Annotated in this window: 22 protein-coding genes; all 22 read left to right on the top strand. The window is 36.7% G+C overall.

Annotated features, from left to right (window positions below; genetic code table 11):
- Positions 1-134 precede the first annotated feature (134 nt).
- The 22 genes from JCM15092_RS03345 to JCM15092_RS03240 all read left to right on the top strand — a co-directional run bounded on the left by JCM15092_RS03345 (position 135) and on the right by JCM15092_RS03240 (position 15,853).
- On the top strand, positions 135-947 hold the full coding sequence (locus JCM15092_RS03345) for a carboxymuconolactone decarboxylase family protein (protein ID WP_148296589.1): 813 nt from the start codon (positions 135-137) through the stop codon (positions 945-947).
- Positions 948-949: 2 nt separating this feature from the next.
- The gene (locus JCM15092_RS03340) at positions 950-2,014 is read left to right on the top strand and encodes an MBL fold metallo-hydrolase (RefSeq protein ID WP_024993421.1); all 1,065 of its coding nucleotides are present in this window, start codon (positions 950-952) and stop codon (positions 2,012-2,014) included.
- Between the two features lie 14 nt (positions 2,015-2,028).
- Entirely contained in the window at positions 2,029-2,640 is a 612-nt protein-coding gene (locus tag JCM15092_RS03335; protein WP_024993420.1) for a flavodoxin, read from the top strand.
- Between the two features lie 4 nt (positions 2,641-2,644).
- The gene (locus JCM15092_RS03330) at positions 2,645-3,382 is read left to right on the top strand and encodes an SDR family oxidoreductase (RefSeq protein WP_024993419.1); all 738 of its coding nucleotides are present in this window, start codon (positions 2,645-2,647) and stop codon (positions 3,380-3,382) included.
- A gap of 330 nt (positions 3,383-3,712) precedes the next feature.
- Positions 3,713-5,104, top strand: coding sequence for a site-specific integrase (locus JCM15092_RS03325; RefSeq protein ID WP_024993418.1), 1,392 nt, complete (start codon positions 3,713-3,715; stop codon positions 5,102-5,104).
- Between the two features lie 56 nt (positions 5,105-5,160).
- Complete coding sequence (locus JCM15092_RS03320; protein WP_159101364.1) at positions 5,161-5,925, top strand: hypothetical protein; 765 nt, start codon at positions 5,161-5,163, stop codon at positions 5,923-5,925.
- Positions 5,926-6,083: 158 nt separating this feature from the next.
- Positions 6,084-6,377 (top strand): helix-turn-helix domain-containing protein, encoded by a 294-nt coding sequence (locus JCM15092_RS03315; protein WP_024993416.1) that lies wholly within the window; start codon positions 6,084-6,086, stop codon positions 6,375-6,377.
- A gap of 11 nt (positions 6,378-6,388) precedes the next feature.
- Positions 6,389-6,574 carry a hypothetical protein gene (locus tag JCM15092_RS03310; RefSeq protein ID WP_024993415.1) on the top strand — a complete coding sequence of 62 codons (186 nt, stop codon included), beginning with the start codon at positions 6,389-6,391 and terminating at the stop codon, positions 6,572-6,574.
- Positions 6,571-7,197, top strand: a complete 627-nt coding sequence (locus JCM15092_RS17010; protein WP_024993414.1) for a DUF6291 domain-containing protein — start codon at positions 6,571-6,573, stop codon at positions 7,195-7,197. Before JCM15092_RS03310 ends, JCM15092_RS17010 begins: the two co-directional genes overlap by 4 nt.
- The gene (locus JCM15092_RS03300) at positions 7,187-8,551 is read left to right on the top strand and encodes a replicative DNA helicase (RefSeq protein WP_024993413.1); all 1,365 of its coding nucleotides are present in this window, start codon (positions 7,187-7,189) and stop codon (positions 8,549-8,551) included. Before JCM15092_RS17010 ends, JCM15092_RS03300 begins: the two co-directional genes overlap by 11 nt.
- A gap of 1 nt (position 8,552) precedes the next feature.
- Complete coding sequence (locus JCM15092_RS03295; RefSeq protein ID WP_024993412.1) at positions 8,553-8,927, top strand: RusA family crossover junction endodeoxyribonuclease; 375 nt, start codon at positions 8,553-8,555, stop codon at positions 8,925-8,927.
- An 11-nt stretch (positions 8,928-8,938) separates the two neighbouring features.
- Positions 8,939-9,112, top strand: a complete 174-nt coding sequence (locus JCM15092_RS17175) for a hypothetical protein (protein WP_159101363.1) — start codon at positions 8,939-8,941, stop codon at positions 9,110-9,112.
- Complete coding sequence (locus JCM15092_RS03285) at positions 9,096-9,506, top strand: hypothetical protein (RefSeq protein ID WP_024993411.1); 411 nt, start codon at positions 9,096-9,098, stop codon at positions 9,504-9,506. The genes JCM15092_RS17175 and JCM15092_RS03285 overlap by 17 nt, the downstream gene beginning before the upstream one ends.
- Positions 9,507-9,582: 76 nt before the next feature.
- The gene (locus JCM15092_RS17325) at positions 9,583-9,768 is read left to right on the top strand and encodes an HNH endonuclease signature motif containing protein (protein WP_204367504.1); all 186 of its coding nucleotides are present in this window, start codon (positions 9,583-9,585) and stop codon (positions 9,766-9,768) included.
- Positions 9,769-9,813: 45 nt separating this feature from the next.
- Positions 9,814-10,194 (top strand): phage terminase small subunit P27 family, encoded by a 381-nt coding sequence (locus JCM15092_RS03275; protein WP_024993409.1) that lies wholly within the window; start codon positions 9,814-9,816, stop codon positions 10,192-10,194.
- Positions 10,191-11,816: a terminase large subunit gene (locus tag JCM15092_RS03270; RefSeq protein WP_024993408.1), complete on the top strand. Its 1,626-nt coding sequence runs from the start codon at positions 10,191-10,193 to the stop codon at positions 11,814-11,816. The genes JCM15092_RS03275 and JCM15092_RS03270 overlap by 4 nt, the downstream gene beginning before the upstream one ends.
- Before the next feature lies 1 nt (position 11,817).
- Entirely contained in the window at positions 11,818-13,035 is a 1,218-nt protein-coding gene (locus tag JCM15092_RS03265) for a phage portal protein (RefSeq protein WP_024993407.1), read from the top strand.
- The gene (locus JCM15092_RS03260; RefSeq protein WP_024993406.1) at positions 13,016-13,579 is read left to right on the top strand and encodes an HK97 family phage prohead protease; all 564 of its coding nucleotides are present in this window, start codon (positions 13,016-13,018) and stop codon (positions 13,577-13,579) included. Before JCM15092_RS03265 ends, JCM15092_RS03260 begins: the two co-directional genes overlap by 20 nt.
- Entirely contained in the window at positions 13,576-14,757 is a 1,182-nt protein-coding gene (locus tag JCM15092_RS03255; RefSeq protein WP_024993405.1) for a phage major capsid protein, read from the top strand. The genes JCM15092_RS03260 and JCM15092_RS03255 overlap by 4 nt, the downstream gene beginning before the upstream one ends.
- Before the next feature lie 20 nt (positions 14,758-14,777).
- Positions 14,778-15,074 carry a head-tail connector protein gene (locus tag JCM15092_RS03250; protein WP_034541505.1) on the top strand — a complete coding sequence of 99 codons (297 nt, stop codon included), beginning with the start codon at positions 14,778-14,780 and terminating at the stop codon, positions 15,072-15,074.
- Between the two features lies 1 nt (position 15,075).
- Positions 15,076-15,393 carry a phage head closure protein gene (locus JCM15092_RS03245; RefSeq protein WP_024993403.1) on the top strand — a complete coding sequence of 106 codons (318 nt, stop codon included), beginning with the start codon at positions 15,076-15,078 and terminating at the stop codon, positions 15,391-15,393.
- On the top strand, positions 15,386-15,853 hold the full coding sequence (locus tag JCM15092_RS03240; protein WP_024993402.1) for a hypothetical protein: 468 nt from the start codon (positions 15,386-15,388) through the stop codon (positions 15,851-15,853). Before JCM15092_RS03245 ends, JCM15092_RS03240 begins: the two co-directional genes overlap by 8 nt.
- The last annotated feature ends 1 nt before the right edge of the window (position 15,854 follow it).

Below are 15,854 nucleotides of genomic sequence, written 5' to 3'. Positions count from 1 at the left end.
AAGAATGTCAGAAACAGATAAACAACAGACAAGCATCGTCAGACTATAGCAGATCATGTATTTTACAAATTGGACTCAAAGGCTAAACGTAGGTTCTCGTGATTACGAGCTTGAACATGAAAAGTAAATTACGAATGAAATTAATAACAATATTGCTGGTGATGTATATAGCAGTATCCAGCGTAAATGCACAGACAAATATGAAGAAAGAAGTTCAGCAGACTGCCGGACGTGCGGCACTGGGAGAATTTGCTCCGGAATTTGCACATCTGAATGATGATGTCCTCTTTGGAGAAGTGTGGAATCGCCAAGACAAATTGAGCCTTCACAACCGCTCATTGGTTACAATACTCTCCCTGATGGCTCAGGGGATCACCGACTCATCTTTGAAATATCATTTAATGACCGCCAAGGCAAATGGCGTTACCCGTGCAGAGCTTGCAGAAGTTATTACACATGCTGCTTTCTATGCAGGCTGGCCAAAAGCATGGGCAGTCTTCAACATAGCCAAGGAGGTCTGGACATCAGAGACTCAGACAAAGGAAGAATTCCAGATGTCAACGCCTTATCCTATCGGTGAACCCAATGATGGATATGCCAAATATTTCATAGGAAAGAGCTATCTTGCTCCTATGGATGCCAATAATGGTGGCCCTATTAATGTAACATTCGAACCCGCTTGCCGCAACAACTGGCACATTCACCACAATAGCATACAGGTGCTTATATGTGTTACCGGACGTGGATGGTATCAGGAATGGGAAAAGGAGGCGATTGAGATGATTCCGGGAACTGTTATTTCTATCCCAGCAGAGGCCAAGCATTGGCATGGAGCCGCTAAGGATTCTTGGTTCCAGCATCTTACTTATACAACAAAAGTTGGTAATGATGCAGGCAATGAGTGGCTGGAAGCAGTTGATGATAACCAGTACAAGATATTAAAGTAAGTATGAAACATAAGAAAATGATAATTTTTGTTTGTAGCTTATCGGTAATAGCAATAGGTATATTCTCAGTATTGCAGCATCCAAGTTTTGGACGACTTCCACAAGGGGCACGTTTGGAACGCATTCGCCAGTCTCCCCACTACCACAATGGTAAGTTTGCCAATTTGGAGCCTACCCCCAAAATGGCATCAGATAAAAGTAAATGGCAGCTGATGCTGTCGTTTATTACCAGTAAGAAACCAGATGGATTAACGCCGGACAAACCTATAAAAGCTGTAAAAACAGATTTGTCTAAACTATCTATTCAGGAAGATTTGTTTGTATGGTTCGGTCATTCATCTTATTTGCTTCAAGTGGGTGGAAAACGATTTTTGGTGGATCCAGTATTAACAAGCCAGTTCCCCATGTCACTTATGTTCAAAGCATTCAAGGGGACTGATATCTATTCTCCAAATGATATGCCGAGTATTGATTATCTTGTCATCACTCACGATCATTGGGACCATTTGGATTATGGTACAGTAACACAACTTCAGTCTAAAGTAAATAAGGTGGTATGTCCATTAGGTGTAGGTGAATATCTGGAATATTGGGGATATCCTGCCAATAGAATCATCGAATTGGATTGGGATGAAGATTATACCATCAATGCAGATATGACAATTCATTGTTTGCCTAGCCGTCATTTTTCAGGTCGTTTTCTGAAAGAGAATCCTACATTATGGGCATCGTTCCTAATTGATGGACCAAAGAAAGTATATTTAGGTGGAGACGGTGGATATAGCAATCACTTCAAAGAAATCGGAGAAAAATTTCCAGGAATTGATTTGGTGATAATGGAGAATGGACAATATAATATGGATTGGCGATATATTCACACATTGCCAAAGCAACTTCCACAAGCCATTATAGACTTAGGAGCTAGCAAAGCTTTAACCGTTCACCATAACAAATTTGCTTTGGCGAGGCATCCATGGAAGGAACCAGAGACAGAAATCAAAAATCTATCCCAAAATAAGCCCTATAAATTGCTTATGCCTGTTATAGGCGAAGTTTTTCGATATTAAAATGAAGATTTACGATGAAAAAACTATTTTCAATCATCTGTGCCGTTATACTCTGTCTCACAGGCTGCACGGCACAAACTAACAAAACAACAAAGAAGAATATGAACGATAAGAAAGTATTAGTGGCTTATTTTAGCCGCGCCGATGAGAACTACAATGTAGGTACCATCACAAAAGGTAATACGCAGATATTGGCAGAAATGATTGGGGAAGAGACCAAAGCTGCTACCTTCCATATCGAGACCGTAAAGCCTTATCCAGCCAACTATATGCAGTGCATCGATGTTGCCAAGAAAGAGAAATATGACAATGCACGACCAGAAATCAATGGTGATGTAAAGGTGGAAGAGTATGATGTCATCTTCATCGGAATGCCAAACTGGTGGGGTGAAATGCCGATGGCAGTCTATACATTTGTTGAGAAACATAATTGGCAAGGCAAAACCATCATCCCGTTCGCCACACACGAAGGCAGCGGTATGGGAGGAATGGACAAGCACTTGGCAAAAGCCTGCAAAGGTTCAAATATGCTCGATGGCATAGCTATTCAAGGTTCTGTCGCCCAAAATCAGCAGGCAGAAACCAAGAAGAAAATCACCAGTTGGTTGAAAACTTTAAAGTTCTAAAGAGATGAAAGAGGTATTAGTATTAGTCGGTGCCGGTCAAATTGGAATGGCCATAGCTCGCCGTATAGGTTACGGTAAGAAGATTGTTTTAGGAGACCGAAGCATGAAGAATGTCGCAGCCATTGCTCATACGATGAACAATGCCGGATTCGATGTGTGCCCTGTGGAAATGGATTTGTCTTCACGGGCTTCCATCGAAACCATCTTGAAGGTTGATTTGTATGGCACAGCCGTTCTGCTCGAAGAGTTTGGTAAGGTTATAAAACAAAGAGGTGTTGGAGTTACCATCTCCAGTCAGTCGGGACATCGTATGCCGGCTCTTACCTCTGCCGAAGATGAACAACTAGCCATGACACCTACTGAAGAATTACTAAAGTTAGACATCCTAAAGCCTGAAAATATCAAAGAAACACTTCATGCCTATCAGATGGCGAAACGATGCAATGTGAAGCGAGTGATGGCCGAAGCTGTAAAATGGGGAGAAGGTGGCGCACGGATAAACTCCATCTCACCAGGCATCATTGTTACGCCATTGGCTATTGATGAATTCAATGGACCTCGTGGCGATTTCTATAAGAATCTGTTCGCCAAATGTCCTGCAGGTCGGCCAGGCACAGCCGATGAAGTAGCCAATGTAGCTGAACTACTGATGAGCGACAAAGGATCATTTATCACAGGTTCTGACTTTTTGATGGATGGCGGTGCTATAGCCTCATATTTCTATGGACCACTAAGGTCCTAGGTTTCTTTTGTATAGAGCTGAAAAATATCTTACTATATAAAATAAATTATAAATAAATCAATAAGCAAAGTTGTATGGTGAACTCCCTTGGGCTAGTTTCTTGATTTATAGACAAAAATGAAGGAGATACTTTAGTATCTCCTTCATTTTCAGTGATTCCGATGCGATTCTATTATTAAAACATCACAAACACATATAAATCATTATATCACTGTATTACATTACCTTATCTCATTATTAGTATTGCATATTATTTTATATTGTTGTGCATTATTGCAAATATGTTGTGCATTTTATATATATTTGCACAACCAATAAGTAATAAAAGATATGACTACTGTAAAAGCATTTATTAGAACAGGGAAAAAAGACAAAGAGGTTAATGTAAGATTTCGTATCTCTGATGGCCGCAACGTTCAATTATTCCATAAATCTGAAATAATGGTATTACCTACTCTTTGGGATTCAAAGAACGAACAATATAAAGCGAAGAGCGTAATTAAATTGGAACAAAGAACGCTTTTCAACTCCTCAATCAGCTCAAGGAAGGGGTTATTATTATCAATATACAATGGTGACAAGTCTATAACTTCTACAAAGTTAGAAGAATTGATGGATAAACATCTTCATCCTGAGAAATACAATATAGCAAGTAAGAATGAATCACTTTGCGAAATGTTCAAACGCTATGTTGATGGATGGTTAGATACGGGAGTTATAGGACCAGGGAGAAAGAAGCATTACGATGTAGTGATCCGGGAATTAACAAGATTCTTTATTATTTATGGCATGGACGGGTGTTCAGTCAATGAGTTTAATAGAGATACTATTTTGATGTTTAGAGAGTTCTTGCGCATTGAATATACGTTGGTAGATAAATTTCCAGGATTGTATATAAGTATGAACAGTAGAAACAAACCTTCTAAAGAAAGAAGCCAAAACACTATTGCTGAAAAACTTCTTTTGCTCCAAGCTTTTTTGGTTGAGCTTGAGAGTAATGATATTATTCCTATATCTCCATTCCGTAAGATAGGCAAGGAAAAAGAATCAATAATGAAACAACAGTATGATGAGCCTATATTTTTAACTAAGGCTGAATTTAATACAATTCAATCAAAAGAGTGCCCAGAGCTATTACAACGTGTTAAAGATGTATTTATAGTACAATGCTGTTTTGGTTGCCGAGTAGGTGATTTTAGGCGGTTTACCTTTGATAATATAAGTATAGAAGATGGTATTCCATACATTCATTATTTACCTCAAAAAACACACAAGGAAGGGTTGATTCGTACCGAAATAAGAACTCCGATAATTCGTTTGGCCTATGAAATAATAATTAAATATAAAGGGAAACTATTAGATAACGCTCTCCTTCCATATTACCCCGATGGCAATGGTGAAAGAGGTTATAACTACCAAATAAAGAAGCTTCTTGAGTTCTATGAAATCAACCGGAACGTGGCGGTTTTTAATACACAGTTGGGGATAAATGAATACAAACCTATCTCTGAAATGGCAAGTAGTAAATTAGCCCGCAAAACTCACGTGGATTTAATGAACAAAGTACAGATTGATAAATACGCTGCTGGACTTCATGCAAGGAATAGCGGTGCAGTAAATAGATATACCAATTTGGGAATAAAAGAACGCTTTGTTCTTATGTGTGCTGCTTTTGGATGCAAGAAATACAAAGTTGATAATGAATTAAATATAATACTATAAATATGGAAATATTACAATCTTTTTTCGATGAAGCCGAATCTATAATATTAGAGAATATGAAGAAAGGCTATTATGAAGGTGAAAAAAAAGAATCTGATCAAATTATAATGCTTGAAGCAATATTAAATCACGATGAGGATGTATATAAAAACGTTGTAAAAGATGTAGATTATGAGACGTCTAGTAATTCAGTTTCAGAATTACAAGAAAAGTTGTTATCATTAAATCCTGAAGATAGATGTAGATACGCAATAATAATTGCAAAGAAATTAGATGCTAAGCTCTTTAATGTTTATTGTGGTATGAGAGAGCTTGATACTTACGGATATTCAATTGGCTTGTTTAAAAAAAGTATTAGGGAATACACGCAAGATATTGTAGAAGCTTTTGGGGATTTTGATATTGATTTAGTCTATTATCTTAAACAGAATGACGGTGATCTTGAAATGGAGTTTGGAGCTTATGACGAGTATAGATGTGAGCAATTTGTAAAAGAGCAGAAACACGATGTAAAAGAGCAGAAACACGATGAAAAAGAGCTTGATAAGAGCCTATTATCTTTCTTTAATGACGATAAAGCTATAATGAACAAATTTCTTTCATGTATAAAAGACAAAAAAGGGAAAACTATTGCTATTGAAATAAAAGCATTATTGGACATTGGGAAAGTCGATTTTTCAAAACAATGCGCTTTTTTACATAGCATCAATATAGACAAAAAACAGCAAGATGGTGTTATAAGATATTTCAGAAGAGATTACAAAGGTAAACTTTCATCAACTGATGAAAATGTAATATCTGCAAAAAAACACTACGAATAATTTATAATTTATGTAGTCAAAAGTAGTCATTTAGAGCAACTCTATTTGACTACTTTTTGTTTTATTGCATTACGTTTCACAACAATAACTTTGCTTATGTCAAAGAACCAATAGGAGTAGCTACATATTGGAGAAGGCAAATAGTAAAAGAAAAAGTTATGAGTTTTGAAGAAATTATAAAAAGTGGTGCAAATGTATCTATAACAATTACCTCAAACGATTTGCTAAATTTCGCAAATCATCTTATCCGTTCTACTAAAGAAGAATTAGAAGCTATAATTCTTGCCAAGCAGAATGAAATATATGTTACTCCTGATGATGCAAGTCTGCAATTGCACGTAGACCGTTCAACACTATGGCGATGGTCAAAGAATGGTTATTTATCACCGATAGAAGTAGGTGGTAAAAGACTATACAAACAGTCTGATATAGACAAAATATTACAGAAATAAGAGGGGGTAATATGGAAGATATAAAAAAAGAAAACGCCCACGCAAAGGCGGACGTAATCAAGAGCTTCATCAAAGATAGTGATAATTCTGATATTACGCCCAAAGAGCCGCAAATTATCTCAGAAATAATTGACAAAGTTAAAGATGATCCGGAATCACTTCTTTATTATTTACTAGAGCAAGGAGGTAAAAAATGAGTACAGAGCGAAACAGTTTTACTTTTTACCTATCATTCGAGAAAGCGATTTCAAGACTTAGTAACAAGAATCAATTACTAATTTATCGGGCAATAAGTAGGTATAGTTTATTCGGTGAGGAAATCAAACTTGAAGGCATTCCGCTCACAATTTGGGAGATAATTAAACCAACTTTGGATAAAAGTAGAATTAAATCTGAATCAGGGAAGAAAGCAAGAGGAATAGAAAAGCCTTCATTATTAGGTAATTGCAATGCTAAAAAACAAAGCGAAAACAAAGCGAAAACAAAACGAGATAGAGATAGAGATAGAGATAGAGATATTAAAGAAATACATACTAAAGTATGTACAAAGAAAGCGGAGCTTTCTTTGCTCACACCCGAAGAGGAATCTTTTAATCTTTTCCAAATATGGATGAAAGATAACGCTCCATATTGCAATAAGAATTTGAATTCTTTGACACTTCAAGAATTTAATAAACTTAAAGAGAATTATACCGGGAAAGAAATAGCTGATACTATCCAACAGATTGAGAATAGGAAAGATTTGCGAAAAAGATATTCTAACCTATATAGGACCTTACTAAATTGGCTAAAGAAAGGAGGAACTGATAATGGCAAATAATATATTGATCCGAAACGAGGAATGTGAAAGGGTAGTATTAGGAACTATTCTCAATTATCCAGATACTTTTTATCCTGTTCAAGAATATCTATCTAAAGACTGTTTTTACTGCACTACACACCAAGAAATTTATATAGCAATATTGCGAGTTGCGGAATCAGGTGGAGATATTAGCATTCTTACTGTATCTCAGGAATTGGGAAGAATGGAATCGAAAATTTCAATATTTGATTTAAGCCAACTTGTATTATATAATAAGTCTTTCGGGGATATTGAACATTATGCATTAATGCTCCGTGATTATGCAAGGCAAAGAGCCTGTTTGCCTATTGCTTCAAGATTGATAGATTTATCTCAACGTGAAGTTGATGATGTGGATGAAGCCATAAACGCGGAAACCAACAAACTCACTTTATTATTGCAGGACGGGCAGGATAATATCTCTTCAATGCGTGACACTATGGAGGGTTTATATGATACGATAAACAAGAATATTGTGAATAATAAATCATTATCAGGCACTCCAACAGGATTTGAAAAAATTGACGATAAAGGCGGTTTACAAGGTGGAGATTTAATAATTGTTGCTGGTGATACCAGTATGGGTAAGAGTTCTTTTGCCGTGAAGCTGACAATGGAAGCAATTAAATCAAATTGTGGTGTAGCTTTCTACAGCATGGAAATGAACCAGACTCAATTAGTTGCCCGTATGATATCAATGGAAAGCGGTATTACATCAAGTAGGATTTTGTACGATAAACTGAATGATGAAGAGATTCCGAGAATTGACAAGGCTGTAGGGACTTTCCTTAATGCTCCGTTATTTTTCGACGATAAGAGCACAAATAATATTGATAATATACTTTGTTCGATTCGTAGAATGGTTGCTAAATACCACATTAAGGGTGTAGTGGTAGATTATTTGCAGATTCTTTCAGTAAACACGAAATCAAGCAATATTGAACAGCAAATGGGCGATTGTGCAAGGAAGTTGAAGAACATAGCGAAGGAGTTAAATATTTGGACAATTGCCTTATCTCAGTTGAATCGAGATAGTATGAACCCAGTTCCTTCTTTGTCAAGATTGCGTAGTTCAGGACAGATAGGAGAAGCAGCAGATGTAATAATATTACTGTATCGTCCTGAATATTACGGAAAGAGTTACCCAGAACAATTTCTTAATATTGATACTCATGATACTTGTATGGTGGATGTTGCCAAAGGGCGTAATATAGGAACTTTCAAATTTATATGCGGATTTATTCCAGAACTAACGAAGTTCTATCCAATAGAGCCAAATTTATTGCCTAAACGTTCTGCTATCATATCTCATAACGATGATAATCCATTTTGATATGAAAGAAGTAATTTATGGAGTTATACCATCCAAGAGCAACAGCTATACAGTAGGCAGGATTCACGGTCATTATTGTTTGGTGAAAAGTTATGAAGTCAAGCGGTATGAAAGAGAATTTGAAAAGCAGTGTAAAATTTATAAAGGTCGAATGATCAGCACACCGTTTCATTTCAAGATAGATGCGTATTATCCTGACTATAGACATGATTTAGACGGTTGTTTTAAGGCTGCTTTGGACTGTTTGCAAAGTGTCGGGGCAATAGCCAATGATAATCTTTGCGTATCAATAGAGGCCAAGAGACATTGCGACACGATGAAGCCAAGAATCGAATTTGAGATAATTGAAACCAACGAGCAGAAAAAAATCTTTTAAATAAACACAATATGGAAGAGAAGAAAGGCGGCACAGCAATCATAAGACTTACAGCGCACCAAGTATTTACAATAAATGAAATCTGTAACAGGATGAATTTAGATCGTTCAAAGGTTATAAGGTTCGCAATAGACCAATTTTTGGAAAAGTACGAAAAATCAGTAAGGAATGAGAAACAGCTATGATACATTTCATCAAAGGGAACTAAACATTCAAAAGGGTGTACAGAATGAGAGTGTACGCTCTTTGATGGATAAGCACTACAAAAGTTTATTTCAATCACTCGTTCATAATGAATTTGACGAAGAAACGTTTAATGATACATACATCCGTATTACTGGAGAGTTTGACGGAGAGCAGGACTTCAAAGATTTGTTCAAGAAATTGTTCAAGCAGTTAAAGGGTGAATATTACAGAAATGAAAAAGCAATGCGATGTTCATCCGTTCCGATGGATGAGAACTTTGATATGCCAGGGGATGATGAAGAAGAACCTACGGAAGAAAATCCTGATGATATAGATACAACACAAAAACTATTAGATTATGCCGACACTATACAAGCCAAAAAAACAAAATGACTCAAACGAAAAGCGAAAAGAGCGACAAAACATTTACCAAACTGCAAGATGGAAGGATCTAAGAAAATCTTATCTCATGGAACACCCACTTTGCGAGATTTGTTTGAATAATGGAATAACAAAGTTTGCCGTAGATGTGCATCATAAAGACAGTTTTCTAAACTACAGAGGACTTTCAAGACTTGATAAGGCTTTCGATTATAACAACCTTCAAGCACTTTGCAAAGAGTGCCACCAACTCATACACAATAAACATAAATAATTTGTAATACATTTCTTTCTATTCCTTATAAAGAAGTGTATGACAATGAAACAATTTCAAATTCCAAAAGACATAGAACGGGAAGCATCCAAATATATCAAAGAGGTTATTTCGCTTCTGGAAGAAAAAGAACTGTTAGCAAACGTTGACAACGCAGCTTTGATGATGCTTGCACGAAATCTTGATATGTTCATTAAGGCGAGCAAGCAGATAAACGAAGACGGTTTAATGATTGCCGTTAAGGATGTTCTTATTGCACACCCATTAATCAAGGTGGCCAGGGATGCACAGGTTCAAGCGGTCAAGATAATGACAGAATTTGGACTTACAGCCAAAGCAAGAACCAAACTTGAAAAGATTATTCCACAGAAGGAAGAAGATTCTCCATTTGACAGATTTATTAAAGATCCAAAGGAAACACGTTGAAAGGGTATCTAAAATATTGTAATGATGTTCTTTCCGGGAAAGTTATTGCAGGGGAATATATACAGTTATCATGTCAAAGATTCAAAGATGATCTAAAACGTGATGATTTGATATTTAAACCCAAAATAGTGGACCGGGCAATTAAATTTATCGGTATTCTAAAACACTATACCGGTAAGTATTCAGGAGAATCCTTCAAGCTTGAGCCGTGGCAACAGTTCATTGTTGCTAACATTATCGGTTTCTATTGGAAAGATACCGATACAAGAAGGTTTACGAGCTCATACATTGAGGTATCACGTAAAAACGGAAAGACAGCATTCGCAGCAGCTCTATGTTTATACTTCTTAATTGCCGATGGTGAAGAAGGTGCGGAAGTTCTGCTCGCTGCAAACTCAAAGGAACAAGCAAAGATAGCTTTTAAGATGTGTTCAACCTTCTGCAAGGGACTTGATCCGAAGAAAAAGAAACTCGTTCCATTCAGGGCAGACATTCAATTTCAACAAACGAACTCTACATTGAAAGTACTTGCTTCTGATGATTCAAAGTTAGATGGTTTCAACGCTTCATTCGGTTTGGTTGATGAGTACCATTCAGCACCTAACAGCCGAGTAAGAGACGTTATAAAGTCCTCAATGGGTATGCGTGAGAATCCTCATTTGTGTACTATTACCACAGCAGGCTTTGACAAATCTTTACCCTGTTATCAGTTAAGAACAGTTTGCACCGAGATAATAAAGGGAGTAAAAACGGATGATTCTTTTTTTGTCGCTATCTATTCACTTGATGAGGGCGATGATTGGCAGGATGAGAAGAATTGGTTGAAGTGTACTCCAAACTTAGATATTACTGTATCAAAGAAGTATCTGAGAGAACAGGTAAAACAAACAGTTAACAATCCATCCGATGAGGTGGGAGTAAAAACAAAGAATCTGAACATTTGGTGCGATGTAAAAAATGTTTGGATCCCAGAAAAATACATTCTTGATTCATCCAAGCATATAGAATTGAACGATCATAGAGATAGTTTTTGCTTTTGCGGTGTAGACTTATCAATGACAGGAGATTTAACTTGTTGTTGTTTTCTTATACCTGCAGAAGATAAACTTTTGTTTAAGGTCCATTACTATTTGCCAGAGGCAGTATTGACAGGAGATAACAAGAACCGGGAACTTTATAGAGAATGGGCGAGAATGGGATATTTAATCATTACACCAGGTAACGTAACAGACTATGACTATATCACCAAAGACATACTGAAAGTTTCAGAAATTCTTTGCATCCAAAAGATTTTTTATGATAAGTGGAATGCTACTTCATGGGCGATTGATTGCACAAATGAAGGTTTGCCACTCGAGCCATTCGGGCAGAACATAGGAAACTTCAATTCACCTACAAAGGAAATGGAAAGATTGACATTAGGCGGTATGGTGATAATAGATGATAACCCTATAAATAGGTTCTGTTTCAGGAATGTAACTCTAAAATTAGACTATAACGGGAATTGTAAGCCAGATAAATCTAATAGATACAATAAGGTTGATGGAGTAATTGCAATGTTGGAAGCTTTGGGAGGTTACTCACTACAGCCTCAATATAATAATGAAATAATGTCAATGTAAAATGAACATACGAAGTTTATTCAAACGAAACAAGGAACAGAGAAGCTCTTTTACGGATTCCCTTCTGTTTAATGGTGTAGGAAGCTATAAACAAAGCAAATCAATGTTGTTGAGTACAGTTTACCGATGTGTAGATGTTATCAGTGATTCGGTGGCACAATTACCGATTGAGCCGTATTTTATCGACAAGGAAGGATTCAAGGTAAAGTTTGAGAATCATCCAAGTTACTATATTCTTAACAAAGAGCCAAACCAATATATGAGCCGATTCTCTTTTATGAAAGCTCTTGTTGTAAGTATGCTCTTAAAGGGCGCCGGATATGCTTATATAGACCGAGACGAAAAAGGCGATGTAAAAGGTTTATATTTTATCGACCCGAATTCTGTAACTATTACCTATACTGATAACACCTTAATGGATCTTAAATATTCTATTTCTGGATTTGGTAATGTTGAACCCTGCAACATGATCCACTTGCTAAACTTCACCTACGACGGAATAAACGGTGTATCTACAATACAACACGCAAATCAGACGTTAAGTTTAAGTTCAGACAGTGAAGCACAGGCACAGGGATTCTTCAAAGGTGGGTGTAATTTGGCAGGAATATTGAAAGTAAGTTCAACACTTACAGAAAAGCAAAGGACTGCATTAAAATCAAGTTGGCAAACAGCATTCAATGCAAACAGCGGAACTCCTAATGGGCTTGCTGTTCTGGAAGGCAATATGGATTTTCAGCCTATCACTGTAAATCCTTCTGATGCTCAACTATTGGAGACAAGACAATTTAATGTTATAGACATTTGCCGTTTCTTTGGTGTCTCACCTGTAAAGGCTTTTGACTTATCAAAGGCGAGCTATTCGACTGTAGAAGCGACACAACTTTCATTCCTTACAGATACACTTTCTCCACTTCTTGAAAAGATAGAACTAGAGTTTGAAAGGAAGATATACAGACCTAGTGAGAAAAGGAGTATAGATGTTCGCTTTGATACTTCTGTATTGTTGAGAACCGACAAGAAAAGCCAAGCCGAGTATTATAAAAGTCTTTTCAATATCGGCGTTTTATCTATCAATGATATTAGGAAACAGCTCGATTTACCAAAAGTTGAGAATGGCACACATTTTATTCAATGTAATGTAATGACACTTGATAATGCTATAAATAACAAACCGACAGATAATAAAATAAATAACGATGAAGGAAACGAGGAATAACGAAACGGAATTTAAGGTTGAGAGTCGGAGCATAGTTGGATATGCTTTGAAGTTCAACACTGAAAGTAAGGACTTAGGTGGCTTTACTGAAATTATTGCAGATACAGCCTTAGACGGAGTTCTTATAAGGTCAGACGTTCTTTGCCTTATGAATCATGATATAGACCGTGGCGTATTGGCACGATCAAGAAAGGGAAAAGGAAGTCTGAAACTGACTATTGACAAGGAAGGTCTAAAATACGAGTTTGAAGCACCTAACACAGCTTTAGGAGATGAACTTCTTGAAAGTGTTAAGCGTGGTGATATTTCATCATCATCTTTTGCCTTCTGTATTGATAAAGATCAATGGGATAAAAAAGAGGATGGTTCATACAAAAGGACTATTGTAGCTTTCAGAGAGTTATATGATGTTTCACCCGTATATTATCCTGCTTATGATGCAACTTCAGTTTCAATCGACAAACGAGGTTTTGACTTGTTGAAAGAGAAGGAGACAGAGGAACTTAAAGAATATTTCAATAATCTAAAATCAAAAATAAAATGAACAGTTTAGAACTAAAGGACAAAAGAGCTATTCTTCAAAAACAGCTTTCTGATATTATCGGAAAAGCCGAGAAAGAGGAAAGAAAGCTCAACGCAGATGAAAACGCTTTGTTTGAGACATTAACAAAGGAAATTGAGAGTATTAGCAACGAGTTAAGAAACTTAGAGAACGATAACAAGAATAATAACAAAAAAGTAAAATCTATGAAATTTAATTTGCTTTCAGCAATTAGAAGTATTGCTAATAATCAGCCAATGGATGAAGCAGCACTTGAAATAAACAAACGAGGTGTTGAGGAAATGAGAAAAGGCGGGTTGAGCTATGGCGGACAACTTGTTTTGCCTATGGAATACCGTGAAGGGGAAGATCCTTCTATTCATGTAGGAGATCTAACCTATGGAAAAGAAAATGTTGCTACTGATAAATTGGGACTTCTTGAGCCACTAAGAAATAACTTAGTAATGGTTAAGGCAGGTGCAACAATGTTGAATGGTTTGGTAGGTGATGTTTCTATTCCTACTTATTCAGGTTCTTCTGTATCATGGGAAGACGAGACAGCAACAGCAAAAGACGGAAAAGGCTCATTTGGTGAGGTGAAACTTTCTCCAAAGAGGCTAACAGCCGTTATTGAGATTTCAAAACAGTTCCTTGCACAGGACAGCAACAGCGCAGAAGGAATGCTAAAGGCTGATTTGGTGAGAGCTATTACAGAGAAACTTGAATCTACCATTTTGGGAAACGGTGCAGGTTCAATAACAACTCCAGCAGGTTTGTTTTACGGTGTTATAGCAGACACAACAGATGTAACTTACAAAGATATTGTAGGTATGGAATCAACCCTTGAAGCTGCAAATGTAGGTGGTAATATCTGCTATATTATTTCTCCTTCTGCAAAGGCAGACTTGAAAACAACAGCAAAGGCAACAAATCAAGGTTTCATCATGGAAGGTTCAGAAATGAACGGTTACCCGGTCCTTTGCTCAAGCGCAGTTTCTGCAAAGGGTGTTGTAATGGGTAACTTCAACGATTATGTAATCGGTCAGTTCGGAGCTATTGATTTGACAGTAGACCCATTCACAAAGGCAGGTGATGGAAAAATTCGCCTTGTTATCAATACGTTCTTCGATGCAAAACCAAGAAGAGCAGCTTCATTTGCAAAGAAGGTATTGAAAGCGTAATAATATAATCGGGAAGCTATATGATAGATTTAAGTGTAATAAAGAAACATCTACAGATAGATGAAGAAGTTACAACAGAGAACGAGTATTTGAATATGCTTGATTCAGTTGCAACAGATGCAGTAATGAATCATCTTAATATAGCTTCATGGGATGAGCTTATGAATGAGGGCGGTATGATACCCGCACCCATTCAACAAGCTATATTATTGTTAATCGGGAATCTTTACAAGAACCGTGAGCCTGCAGGCGATAAGTCGGCCGTAAAGATTCCTTACACCTTTGATTATCTTATTGATTTGTACAAGAAATATTGATATGAGAGCAGGAGATTTAAACGAAAGGGTAACATTTCAGAAGAAGACGACAGAGAAATCCGATTTTGGAGGTTCTTCTGTTACATGGGTAGATGATTTTTCCACAAATGCCACTGTTACCTTCCGAAATGGTCAAAGGCTTTTAGACAGCAAGGAGATATTCAATCAATATATTTTTGCTTTCTATATCCGTATCTTTCACAAAGTGGATGAATCAATGAGAATAATTTACGACGGTAAGAAATACAAAATCTTATCCATATACAAGAATAAAGCTATTCAGGCAATTGAAATTATCGGAGAACTTATAAATGAATAGTGCAGCTTTTGAAATAGATACTAAATCAGTTCTTAACCTGTTCGCAGACCTAGACCGTAAGAAGCAGGTTAAAGTATATCGGGATGCGTTGAAGAGAGGTTCTTCAATACTTGTAAGGGCAGCGAGAAAAGAGCTGAAAAATAGGATCGGGAACAAAGTAAATGATAAAAATCGGTGGAACGGTAAGAGTTTGCAAAGCGGTATCAGATACAGCGTGAACAAAGGAGCTACAGAAGCCAAAGTAAACATATTAGGCGATTTCCGTTTGAAGTTCTTTGAAATGGGTACTAAACCGAGACAACTCAGGAAAGCACCACGCAAAGGAGCAAACAGAGGACAAATAGAAAGTTCCAAGTTCCATTTCTTTGACAATGCAAAAGCAGCTACAGAAAAAGAGATTTTTGATAATATGAATAGTCTTATCTCAGAATCAATAATAAGGATTTCAAATAAAAAGTAAT

The sequence above is a fragment of the Phocaeicola paurosaccharolyticus JCM 15092 genome, from assembly GCF_000613805.1.
GTDB lineage: Bacteria > Bacteroidota > Bacteroidia > Bacteroidales > Bacteroidaceae > Phocaeicola > Phocaeicola paurosaccharolyticus.
Note: the sequence above shows the minus strand (reverse complement) of the source record. Positions and strands in the feature narration are given on the sequence as shown.

Excerpts from the sequence above, each read along its gene's own strand:
- JCM15092_RS03345 (WP_148296589.1), top strand. The coding sequence starts at position 135 with ATGAAATTAATAACAATATTGCTGGTGATGTATATAGCAGTATCCAGC.
- JCM15092_RS03340 (WP_024993421.1), top strand. The coding sequence starts at position 950 with ATGAAACATAAGAAAATGATAATTTTTGTTTGTAGCTTATCGGTAATA.
- JCM15092_RS03335 (WP_024993420.1), top strand. The coding sequence starts at position 2,029 with ATGAAAAAACTATTTTCAATCATCTGTGCCGTTATACTCTGTCTCACA.
- JCM15092_RS03330 (WP_024993419.1), top strand. The coding sequence starts at position 2,645 with ATGAAAGAGGTATTAGTATTAGTCGGTGCCGGTCAAATTGGAATGGCC.
- JCM15092_RS03325 (WP_024993418.1), top strand. The coding sequence starts at position 3,713 with ATGACTACTGTAAAAGCATTTATTAGAACAGGGAAAAAAGACAAAGAG.
- JCM15092_RS03320 (WP_159101364.1), top strand. The coding sequence starts at position 5,161 with ATGAAGAAAGGCTATTATGAAGGTGAAAAAAAAGAATCTGATCAAATT.
- JCM15092_RS03315 (WP_024993416.1), top strand. The coding sequence starts at position 6,084 with ATGAGTTTTGAAGAAATTATAAAAAGTGGTGCAAATGTATCTATAACA.
- JCM15092_RS03310 (WP_024993415.1), top strand. The coding sequence starts at position 6,389 with ATGGAAGATATAAAAAAAGAAAACGCCCACGCAAAGGCGGACGTAATC.
- JCM15092_RS17010 (WP_024993414.1), top strand. The coding sequence starts at position 6,571 with ATGAGTACAGAGCGAAACAGTTTTACTTTTTACCTATCATTCGAGAAA.
- JCM15092_RS03300 (WP_024993413.1), top strand. The coding sequence starts at position 7,187 with ATGGCAAATAATATATTGATCCGAAACGAGGAATGTGAAAGGGTAGTA.
- JCM15092_RS03295 (WP_024993412.1), top strand. The coding sequence starts at position 8,553 with ATGAAAGAAGTAATTTATGGAGTTATACCATCCAAGAGCAACAGCTAT.
- JCM15092_RS17175 (WP_159101363.1), top strand. The coding sequence starts at position 8,939 with ATGGAAGAGAAGAAAGGCGGCACAGCAATCATAAGACTTACAGCGCAC.
- JCM15092_RS03285 (WP_024993411.1), top strand. The coding sequence starts at position 9,096 with ATGAGAAACAGCTATGATACATTTCATCAAAGGGAACTAAACATTCAA.
- JCM15092_RS17325 (WP_204367504.1), top strand. The coding sequence starts at position 9,583 with ATGGAACACCCACTTTGCGAGATTTGTTTGAATAATGGAATAACAAAG.
- JCM15092_RS03275 (WP_024993409.1), top strand. The coding sequence starts at position 9,814 with ATGAAACAATTTCAAATTCCAAAAGACATAGAACGGGAAGCATCCAAA.
- JCM15092_RS03265 (WP_024993407.1), top strand. The coding sequence starts at position 11,818 with ATGAACATACGAAGTTTATTCAAACGAAACAAGGAACAGAGAAGCTCT.
- JCM15092_RS03260 (WP_024993406.1), top strand. The coding sequence starts at position 13,016 with ATGAAGGAAACGAGGAATAACGAAACGGAATTTAAGGTTGAGAGTCGG.
- JCM15092_RS03255 (WP_024993405.1), top strand. The coding sequence starts at position 13,576 with ATGAACAGTTTAGAACTAAAGGACAAAAGAGCTATTCTTCAAAAACAG.
- JCM15092_RS03250 (WP_034541505.1), top strand. The coding sequence starts at position 14,778 with ATGATAGATTTAAGTGTAATAAAGAAACATCTACAGATAGATGAAGAA.
- JCM15092_RS03245 (WP_024993403.1), top strand. The coding sequence starts at position 15,076 with ATGAGAGCAGGAGATTTAAACGAAAGGGTAACATTTCAGAAGAAGACG.
- JCM15092_RS03240 (WP_024993402.1), top strand. The coding sequence starts at position 15,386 with ATGAATAGTGCAGCTTTTGAAATAGATACTAAATCAGTTCTTAACCTG.